A 9,352-nucleotide genomic window follows, 5' to 3' on the forward strand; every position below is an offset into this window, starting at 1 on the left:
CTTTAATCTCCTTTTGATCGTCAAATCAAGGAGTTAGATTACTCTAACTTAGATTAAAGTGCCCCCTCAAATGAGAAAGAGCCTTTTTATTTAATCTCTCTTCCAATAAATTCTAAAGAAAGCCCCCATATTCTAACTCTAAAATAGGGCCTTTGAGGTGGCTTCTTAATCTGCAATAATTGTGAGGCCCCCATGGCATTAAAAGTACAAGACGTTAAGGATGCAAAACCAAAGGAGAAACCTTATAAATTAAAAGATGAGCGAGGCTTATATCTTTTAGTTAATCCAAATGGTTCAAAACTTTGGAGGCTTAAATATCGCTTTAATGGTATTGAAAAGAAATTATCTTTCGGAGCATTTCCGGAGGTAAGTTTGGCGAAAGCAAGGGATAAGAGAGAGGATGCTCGAAAACATCTAGCTAATGAGGTTGATCCAGGTTCTTTAAAGCAATCCATCAAACGAGCAAGTAAAGAAGCGGCACAAAATAGCTATAGTGCGTGCAACATTTCCTAATGAGTACAAACATCCCATTAAGACATCCGCCATTTTTGTGGGTAATATTAATTCAACTGCACTAATCAGATAACCCGCGGCCAAATTTGTATGCGTTTTAATAGTATCGTTTGTTGAGTAATCAATTTTTAGGAATAAAAGACAAAGTGCTTCTAATCCGGAGATTGTTTGCTCTATTTGTTGCTCATCGCCTCGTGAAATAGCAATCTGAACGTTTTTTCTAAAGTGTTCAAGCGTTACTGATATAAAACCATCATGTGAAAGGCAGTGATTAAAAAAGGGGGCATTAACAAAAAACGTTTTGCCTTTTGCATTAATGTAATTAGCATTTATGAGAATTAAGCTGTTTAATGCTGCTTGAGATATTTCGTAATCACCTTGAGCAGCATGATATCGTGCTAATGAAATACAATATTGCATTGCTTGTATGGCTTTAGTTGTCCAATGTGGGTTGAGATTAAAATAGGTAGTTCTTTCCAGGTCATGAACTCCAAGTATCATTTTCACTTTTTTCTGGGTTGTTTCTAAGCAGTGGTGAAGCTCTTTGTGCTGCTCTGGACCATATGTTCAAGTTATTTTTTGTGTCAGTTACAAGTATAGTTAATTGTTCAATTGGACTAATTAGGATTAAGGCTCTTCTGTAAGCGACAAGAAAAAATATAATTATAAAAACTGTACTCCATATAGCTATTAGAACAGTTGTTGTTACCCATGTTACATTTGAAATGAGAGAAAGGCATGCAATTGTAATAGCTAGGAAGAATACAATAACGAATAAACCTAACAACCTTAAATCAGCACTAAATTTTCGAAATAGACCATAAGGCATTCGCTCAACATTCACTTGCATGGCAAACATAATTAAGGAGAAAGCAATAGCTGTGGCGCCAATCATTGCGCCACCTAATGCTATAAATAATGTTTGAAGCCCGTTTATTCGATCTCCTATCTGATAATAGGGTTCTACAATCTTATTTATTTTGGGATAAACGAGTATATTGAGAATAAATAGACTTACCAATACTAGAGTAATACCAATTTTTTTGTAGCGAATGACGGATGAGATTAACCAATTTTTTATGATGTAAAAATATTGCCAATAAAAGGCACGCCAAATTGGAGTTTTATTCTTGATACTTGTAATTCTGTCTTTTATTTTCTGATTCCATCCTAAAACTCCTTTCACCATTTATCTCCATGATCCTAAAAATCGATCCCTCTATCGGCTTTGAGTCATTTTAGGTAAAAAACGACTTTATGTTTTGCTCAGTATAACTTGCTTGTTTCCTAATTTTCCATTATTTTCTCAAAATATAATAATTTTGACTAGGGTTCAAAATGGAGACTACAGAGATATTTACCATTAAAGAGCTATCTATTTATTTAAAGCTTACTGAAAAAACTGGGTATAGGCTTGCGTCAGAAGGTAAGATACCAGGATTTAAAGTTGGTGGGTCATGGCGTTTTCGAAAAAGCGAGATCGATTTGTGGATTAAAAATCAAGAACAAAAAGCTAAAGAGCAGAATATTTAATAAGTAGGATTTGAATAAGAGAGTCAAAATGATTACAGGCGAAATTAAAAATAAAGTAGATCAGATTTGGAATACTTTCTGGTCGGGCGGTATTTCTAACCCCTTATCAGTTATTGAGCAAATTACTTACCTTCTTTTTGCAAAACGACTGGATGATATTCATACAGCAAGAGAAGCTCAAGCAAATTTATTAGGCGAAGCAATTACAGATCCCATTTTTGAAAAAAACCAAGAGCATTTACGCTGGTCCAAGTTTAAAGATTTTGAGCCCAAACGAAAATTTGATGTATTTAAAGATGAAGTTTTTCCTTTCATAAAATCGCTGAATGGTCGTGCTGGTAGTTCATATACAAAATTTATAACTGATGCGGTCTTTATTGTTCCAACACCAACCTTGCTTGATAAGGTCGTAAATATGCTAGAGCACATTCCCATGAATGATCGGGATACGAAAGGTGATTTGTATGAATATATGCTCTCGAAAATAGCAACTGCTGGTAAAAACGGTCAGTTTCGAACACCAAGGCATATCATTAGGCTGATGGTTGAATTAACTCAACCTACTCCAACGGATATTATTTGCGATCCAGCCTGCGGTACTTGTGGCTTTTTGGTCATAGCTGCTGAATATTTAGAGGAGCATCACAAAGAAATCAATCGCAATACAAAACTTAAAGAGCATTTCAACAATCAGATGTTTCATGGATCAGATTTCGACTCATCGATGTTGCGTATTGGTGCCATGAACATGACCTTACATGGTATTGAGAACCCAATAATTGAAGATAGGGATTCATTGAGTGAAGATCACGCAGATAAACGAGATGCCTATACGCTTATTTTGGCCAATCCCCCTTTTAAAGGGTCGCTCGATCATGAAGGCATTGCTAAAGACTTGCTCCAAGTGAGCAAAACTAAAAAAACAGAATTGTTATTTATCAGTTTATTTATAAAACAATTAAAACTCGGCGGACGTTGTGCTTGTATTGTGCCAGATGGCGTATTATTTGGAAATTCAGCAGCGCATCAGCAAATAAGACAGGCTCTAGTCGAAGAACAAAAGCTAGAAGCAATTATCTCCATGCCATCGGGTGTATTTAAACCCTACGCAGGAGTATCAACTGCTATATTAATTTTTACGCGCACTGATTCAGGTGGCACTGACAAAGTATGGTTTTATGATATGGAGGCGGATGGATTAAGCCTGGATGACAAGAGAGAAACTATCCAAGCTAATGACATTCCTGACATCATCGAGCAGTATCGAAAGTATAAAAGTGGTACAGGTGATTTTTCTGATAAATCAGCAAAAGCTTTTGTCGTTGATAAAACCGACATTGCCACTAATAAATATGATCTTTCCATCAATCGTTACAAAGAAATTAAATGTGAAGAAGTAACCTATGATTCACCAATAATCATTTTAAATAAGTTGGATGCACTAGAGTTAAATATTCAACGAGATCTAAAGGAATTGAGGGAAATGTTATGAATTCTCTTATGTCCATTGCTGATTTATTTGATTTTAAAAAGGGTAAAAAGCCAGGCGAATTATTTGACTTTTGCCCTGATGAAGGAAAGCCTTTTTTGCAAATTGATCATTTACGTGGTCAAGGAAAAAATATATTTACTGTAGATAAACGAGCGACTGAAGTTAATATCTCGGATATTTGTATTGTTTGGGATGGGGCAAATGCTGGATTAGTTGGATATGGATTAGAGGGATACATAGGAAGCACAATTACTCGGCTACGACCTAAGGAAAAAGATCGCATACATATTCCATTTGTTGCCAAATATTTGCAATCAAAATTTTCTTACATAAACAAAAGTGCACAAGGTGCGGCGATTCCCCATGTTGATGGATATAAATTAAAAAATCTTACATTATTCCTACCTTCTTTGGCTGAGCAAAAACGTATTGCTGAAATTTTAGATAAAACGGATATGGTGCAACGTAAACGCCAACAAGCAATCGATCTTAGTGAGCAACTCTTACGCTCAGTTTTTCTGGACATGTTTGGTGATCCAGTAACTAAAAACTGGAAATTAACTACTGTTGAGAAAATTGCTGAAAATAGAAAAGGTAGTATTAGGACAGGCCCCTTTGGAAGTCAGCTATTACATAGTGAATTTACGTCTTCAGGAGTTTCTGTTCTAGGCATTGATAATGCTGTTAAAAATGTATTTCAGTGGGCTAAACCAAGATATATATCTGAAGAAAAGTATATAAAATTAAAAAGATATACTGTTTACCCAGAGGATTTAATTATAACTATCATGGGAACATGTGGCCGGGTTGCAATTGTTCCTGACAATTGTCCACGAGCAATTAATACAAAGCATCTTTGCTGTATTACTCTTGATAAAAATATTTGTACTCCAGAATATGTACACTCGTACTTTTTAATGCACAAAGTTTCGCTAGATTATCTCGCACGATCAGCAAAAGGTGCTATTATGGAAGGATTAAATATGGGAATAATTAAAGAATTACCAATATATTTACCGCCTCTAAGTCTCCAGAATAAATACTCGCGCTTTTATAAAAAACTGTTTAGTGATCAAAAAAAATTAGTGACTTCATCGAATATAGCTCAAGAATTATTTAATTCATTGAGTCAAAAAGCGTTTAATGGTGAGCTAAGCAAACACCTAGAGAAAGATTTTGCATAAAGGATACAAATAGGATGGAACAGAGCAACTTTTCATTTTTAAAAGAGCATTGGAATTTTTTGTTCCAAGATGCCAAATATGTGGAAAGCTATGCCTTGCGTGATCCCAGAGCTGCTGCAATCTATGCTCGCAGAACATTAGAGTTAGCACTGAAATGGTTATTTGAAAATGATACCGCTATAAACCCGCCTAATGAATTAAATCTAGCCGCAATGATTCATGAACCTAGCTTTTCTAAAATGATTAAAAATGGCTTGTTTTTTGATATTAAATTTATTCATCGGCTGGGAAATATCGCAGTACATGGCGACGAGAATATATCCCCACAAGAAGGATTAAAAGCAACCGTTGCACTTCATCAATTTTTAGGCTGGATGGCGCGAGTCTATACTAAAGAAGGCATAAAGCCCGGACAATTTCAAATAACCTACCTTCCTAAAGCACAAGAAGATATCCCCAAACTTTCCAAGCATGCGATAGGAAAAATACAAGCCGATTTAGAAGCAAAAGATAAAGCAGCTGAGGCTGCTCAAACTAAATTATTCCAAACGGAACTAGAACTGGCTGCATTAAAAGAAAAATTGGCTTTACTTCAAGAAATTAAGAAAGTAAATAAACGAACGATTGGCAGCAATGAATATACGGAATCACAAACTCGTGAGTTGATGATAGATATCATGCTGCGAGAAGCTGGATGGGATCCAAAAGGTAAAAATGTTGAGGAATTCGAAGTATTAAACTGTATGCCAACCACTGCTGGGAGTAACGATGGTACTGGTTATGTAGATTATGTGCTTTGGGGCGATGATAACAAACCGCTTGCATTAGTCGAAGCAAAAAAAACAAAAGTAGATCCACAAACAGGTAGTCGTCAAGCGGAGCTTTATGCGAATTGTTTAGAGCAGCATCATGGCCAGCGTCCGATTATTTATTTTTCTAATGGATATAAAACATGGATGTGGGATGACATATTTTATCCCCCTCGAGAAGTGCAGGGCTTTGCCACTAAAGATGAATTGCAATGGAAAATCAATCAACGTAAGAGTTGGCAAGCACTAAACTTGATGCAGCCAAATCCAGAGATTGCCGGTCGATATTACCAAATAGAAGCGGCTGCTCGTGTTATGCAGCAATTTGGTGAGAATCGTAAACGCAAAAGTTTAATAGTCATGGCAACAGGTACAGGTAAAACGCGGTTATCCATCGCCTTAGTCGATATGTTGTTGCGAGCCAATTGGGTAAGAAAAGTATTATTTTTAGCCGATAGAACTGCTTTATTAACCCAGGCTATGCGGGCATTTAAGAAGAATCTCCCTCACGTTAGCCTCGCTAATCTTCTGAGTAAAAAACAGGAGGAAGCACGAATCTTATTTTCAACTTACCCAACGATGCTGAATTGTATAGATGGCACTAAGAAAAAGCAGAGTCAGACATTTAGTGTAAACCATTTCGATTTAATAATTATCGATGAAGCACACCGATCGGTTTATCAAAAATATGGCGCTATTTTTGATTATTTTGATTCTTTATTGCTTGGATTAACAGCGACCCCTCGTGGGGAAGTTGATAGAAACACTTACCAACTGTTTGAGCTTGAAAATCATCAACCAACCTATGCCTATGAGTTAGAACAAGCCGTTAATGATGGTTTTCTTGTGCCGCCCCGCGCAATATCAGTGCCTTTGAAATTTCAAAGGGAAGGAATTAAATACAATGAGCTGTCTATTGAAGAGCAGGAAGAGTATGAGTTGCAAGAGGAATTTTATGATAGGGAAACAGGAGACCTGAAAGAAGAAATTGGTTCATCAGCATTGAATCAGTGGTTGTTTAATAAAGATACCGTCAACAAAGTTCTGATGCATTTGATGGAAAATGGAATTAAGGTTGAGGGCGGAGATAAAATCGGTAAAACCATTATTTTTGCCAAAAATAAAACCCACGCACAGTTTATAGTTAAGCAATTTGATGAAAACTACCCTCATCTGGCTGGTAAATTTTGTCGCCGTATTGATCATTCAGTGAAATACGCACAAAGTTTAATTGATTCATTTAGCCTAAAAACAAAAGATCCTTTTATTGTTGTATCAGTGGACATGTTGGATACAGGGATCGATGTGCCAGAAGTTGTTAACTTAGTCTTTTTTAAGCTGGTTCGTTCCAGAACAAAGTTTTGGCAAATGATAGGCCGAGGCACTAGACCTTGTGAAGATTTGTTTGGACCAGGAAATGATAAAAGGGAATTTGTTATCTTCGATTATTGTGAGAATCTGGAATTTTTTGATACCAATCCTGAGGGGTATGACTCTAGTATTCAAGAATCTATCAAGCAAAAAATATTCAATCGTAGACTTGATCTGATTGCAGCCATAGATAATACAACTATTAGAGATGACGCACTTAAAAATTTTGGTGGAACTCTAAAAAATCAACTGCACAAAGTAGTTACGGCTATGAATATAGACAATTTTATTGTCCGAAAAGAACGAGCGAATGTTGAAAAATATGCCCAGCGAGAACAATGGGATACTTTAAAAGAAGATGACCTAAATACATTAAGAAATAGACTGAGTGGTTTGCCTTCAATTGATAATGATGATGAACTGTGCCGTCGATTCGATTTGCTGATTTTGAATCATCAGATAGCTATTTTGCAGAATAGTAGGTCTCAAGAGAAATATAAATCACAAATCATCGAGATAGCCAAGGGACTTGAAGATAAAGCAAATATCCCTACTGTCGCAAATCAAATGGAGTTGATACTAGATTTACAAACCGAACAATGGTGGGTAGATATTTCTTTGCCGCTACTAGAGCAAGTAAGATTACGTCTTCGAGATCTGACAAGATTTTTAGATAAAGAAGCTAGTTTGATCAATGTTTATACCAATTTTGCAGATGAAATTAGAGAGGGTTCTGCAGTGTATGAATTGATAAAAAGTGATGCCAACCTGAGAGATTATAAAGAAAAAGTCCGGAAATTTATAAATGATCATAAAAATCATATCACCATCCGAAGATTAAGAAATAATGAACCTGTAACTCCAACTGATATAGCAGCCTTAGAGGATATTCTTTTTTCAGAATGTGCCGTAATACCTAAAGAAGACTATCAAAAAATCTTTGGGGAAAAACCATTAGGTGTACTAGTTCGTTCTGTTGTAGGGTTAAGCCGAAAAGCTGCTAAAGAGGCATTTGCAGAATTTTTATCAAAAGCACCGTTAGATCCGGACCAAATAGCATTTCTGAATGAAGTTATTGAATATCTTGTACAAAATGGAACCATGGAACCCAAATTATTGTTTGAGACCCCATTTACAAATATTCATAATTTAGGAATTGCAGGTGTGTTTGATGATAAAACAAGTAGAAAGTTAATCAACTTAGTAAAGCATATAAATGAAAATGCAGGAATGGGCTGAGGACTGGGTTAATTACAAGCCACTTAAATTTAACTGCCTAATTGCATTAGAAAAAAATAACTTCCACCTCTATAGGCATAATTATGCAATTCGTTAGAAATGGACCAGAAGTTCCAGACAGGTTATTACAAACACATGAAGACGGCAAAGTAGTCTTTTTTTGTGGGGCAGGCATATCATACCCAGCAAAACTTCCTGGTTTTGGGGGGTTAGTAAATAAAATTTATGAATTTTTAGGTGAAATGCCAAATGATATTGAAAAAACGGCGATCAAAGCGGGGCAGTTTGATACTGCAATAGGGTTACTTGAGGCTAGAATCGTAGGGGGGCGGAATGAAGTTCGTCGAACTCTCATTGATGTGCTTAATCCCGATCTGGAATCTAAAAATGCGTTGGAAACCCACGCATCATTACTGACATTAGCCCATTGCCATAAAAACGGATATACACGGTTAATTACAACTAACTTTGATCATATTTTTGAAGAAATTATCGAGAAAGAGAGTATGAGCATTGAAAGATATCAAGCTCCACTACTTCCTGTTCCTAAAAACCGTTGGAATGGCATTGTTTACTTACATGGTTTGCTACTGCGTGAAATTAACGATAGGGCTAATAATCATCTAATTCTTTCTAGTGGTGATTTTGGTCTGGCATATCTAAATGAGCGATGGGCGGCCCGTTTTATTAGTGAATTATTTCGAAACTATACGATTTGTTTCGTTGGGTACAGCATTAACGATCCTATACTTCGTTACATGATGGATGCTCTTGCAGCTGACCGCTTATTAGGTGAATCAACATTAGAGATGTTTGCTTTTGGTAGTTATTCTAAAGGGAAGAAAGAAGAGGCAGCTAAAGAATGGAAAGCAAAAAATGTTACTCCCATCCTTTATCAACAGCATAATAACCATCTTTATTTACATAAAACACTTCGAGCATGGGCAAAAACTTATAGAGATGGAGTAAATGGAAAAGAACGTATAATTGTTGAGCATGCAATAACAAGACCTCAAACCAGTACTTTGGAAGATAATTTTGTTGGGCGAGTTTTATGGGCATTATCAGACCCCTCGGGATTGCCTGCAAGACGATTTGCTGGTGATAAGTTTTCTGATCCGGCACCGAGTCTGTCCGGAATTCTGTGTAACTAGCCGTCCTGTTATCGGTTAACTCTATCGCCGAATTCGATCATGAAGCGATTCATAGCT

General features: G+C 36.3%; 8 protein-coding genes. 6 read left to right on the forward strand and 2 right to left on the reverse strand.

Going from position 1 to position 9,352, the window contains the following annotated elements:
• Positions 1–192: 192 nt before the first annotated feature.
• Complete coding sequence (locus Lrub_RS07485; protein ID WP_058531582.1) at positions 193–513, forward strand: Arm DNA-binding domain-containing protein; 321 nt, start codon at positions 193–195, stop codon at positions 511–513.
• Here Lrub_RS07485 and Lrub_RS14750 read toward each other — a convergent pair.
• Both Lrub_RS14750 and Lrub_RS07490 read right to left on the reverse strand, forming a co-directional pair.
• On the reverse strand, positions 442–1,014 hold the full coding sequence (locus Lrub_RS14750) for a hypothetical protein (RefSeq protein ID WP_133134184.1): 573 nt from the start codon (positions 1,012–1,014) through the stop codon (positions 442–444). The genes Lrub_RS07485 and Lrub_RS14750 overlap by 72 nt on opposite strands.
• Positions 995–1,702 (reverse strand): hypothetical protein, encoded by a 708-nt coding sequence (locus Lrub_RS07490; RefSeq protein WP_058531583.1) that lies wholly within the window; start codon positions 1,700–1,702, stop codon positions 995–997. Before Lrub_RS07490 ends, Lrub_RS14750 begins: the two co-directional genes overlap by 20 nt.
• A gap of 149 nt (positions 1,703–1,851) precedes the next feature.
• On the opposite strand from Lrub_RS07490, the gene Lrub_RS07495 reads away from it, so the two are divergent.
• From Lrub_RS07495 to Lrub_RS07515, 5 genes are all read left to right on the forward strand, one after another.
• Complete coding sequence (locus tag Lrub_RS07495) at positions 1,852–2,046, forward strand: helix-turn-helix domain-containing protein (RefSeq protein ID WP_058531584.1); 195 nt, start codon at positions 1,852–1,854, stop codon at positions 2,044–2,046.
• Positions 2,047–2,074: 28 nt separating this feature from the next.
• Complete coding sequence (locus tag Lrub_RS07500; RefSeq protein ID WP_058531585.1) at positions 2,075–3,538, forward strand: type I restriction-modification system subunit M; 1,464 nt, start codon at positions 2,075–2,077, stop codon at positions 3,536–3,538.
• Positions 3,535–4,722: a restriction endonuclease subunit S gene (locus Lrub_RS07505; protein ID WP_058531586.1), complete on the forward strand. Its 1,188-nt coding sequence runs from the start codon at positions 3,535–3,537 to the stop codon at positions 4,720–4,722. Before Lrub_RS07500 ends, Lrub_RS07505 begins: the two co-directional genes overlap by 4 nt.
• Positions 4,723–4,736: 14 nt before the next feature.
• Entirely contained in the window at positions 4,737–8,141 is a 3,405-nt protein-coding gene (locus Lrub_RS07510; RefSeq protein ID WP_058531587.1) for a DEAD/DEAH box helicase family protein, read from the forward strand.
• Positions 8,142–8,224: 83 nt separating this feature from the next.
• Positions 8,225–9,295 carry an SIR2 family protein gene (locus tag Lrub_RS07515; RefSeq protein WP_058531588.1) on the forward strand — a complete coding sequence of 357 codons (1,071 nt, stop codon included), beginning with the start codon at positions 8,225–8,227 and terminating at the stop codon, positions 9,293–9,295.
• Positions 9,296–9,352 lie beyond the last annotated feature (57 nt).

This window comes from Legionella rubrilucens (genome assembly GCF_001468125.1).
GTDB classification, from domain to species: Bacteria; Pseudomonadota; Gammaproteobacteria; order Legionellales; family Legionellaceae; genus Legionella_C; species Legionella_C rubrilucens.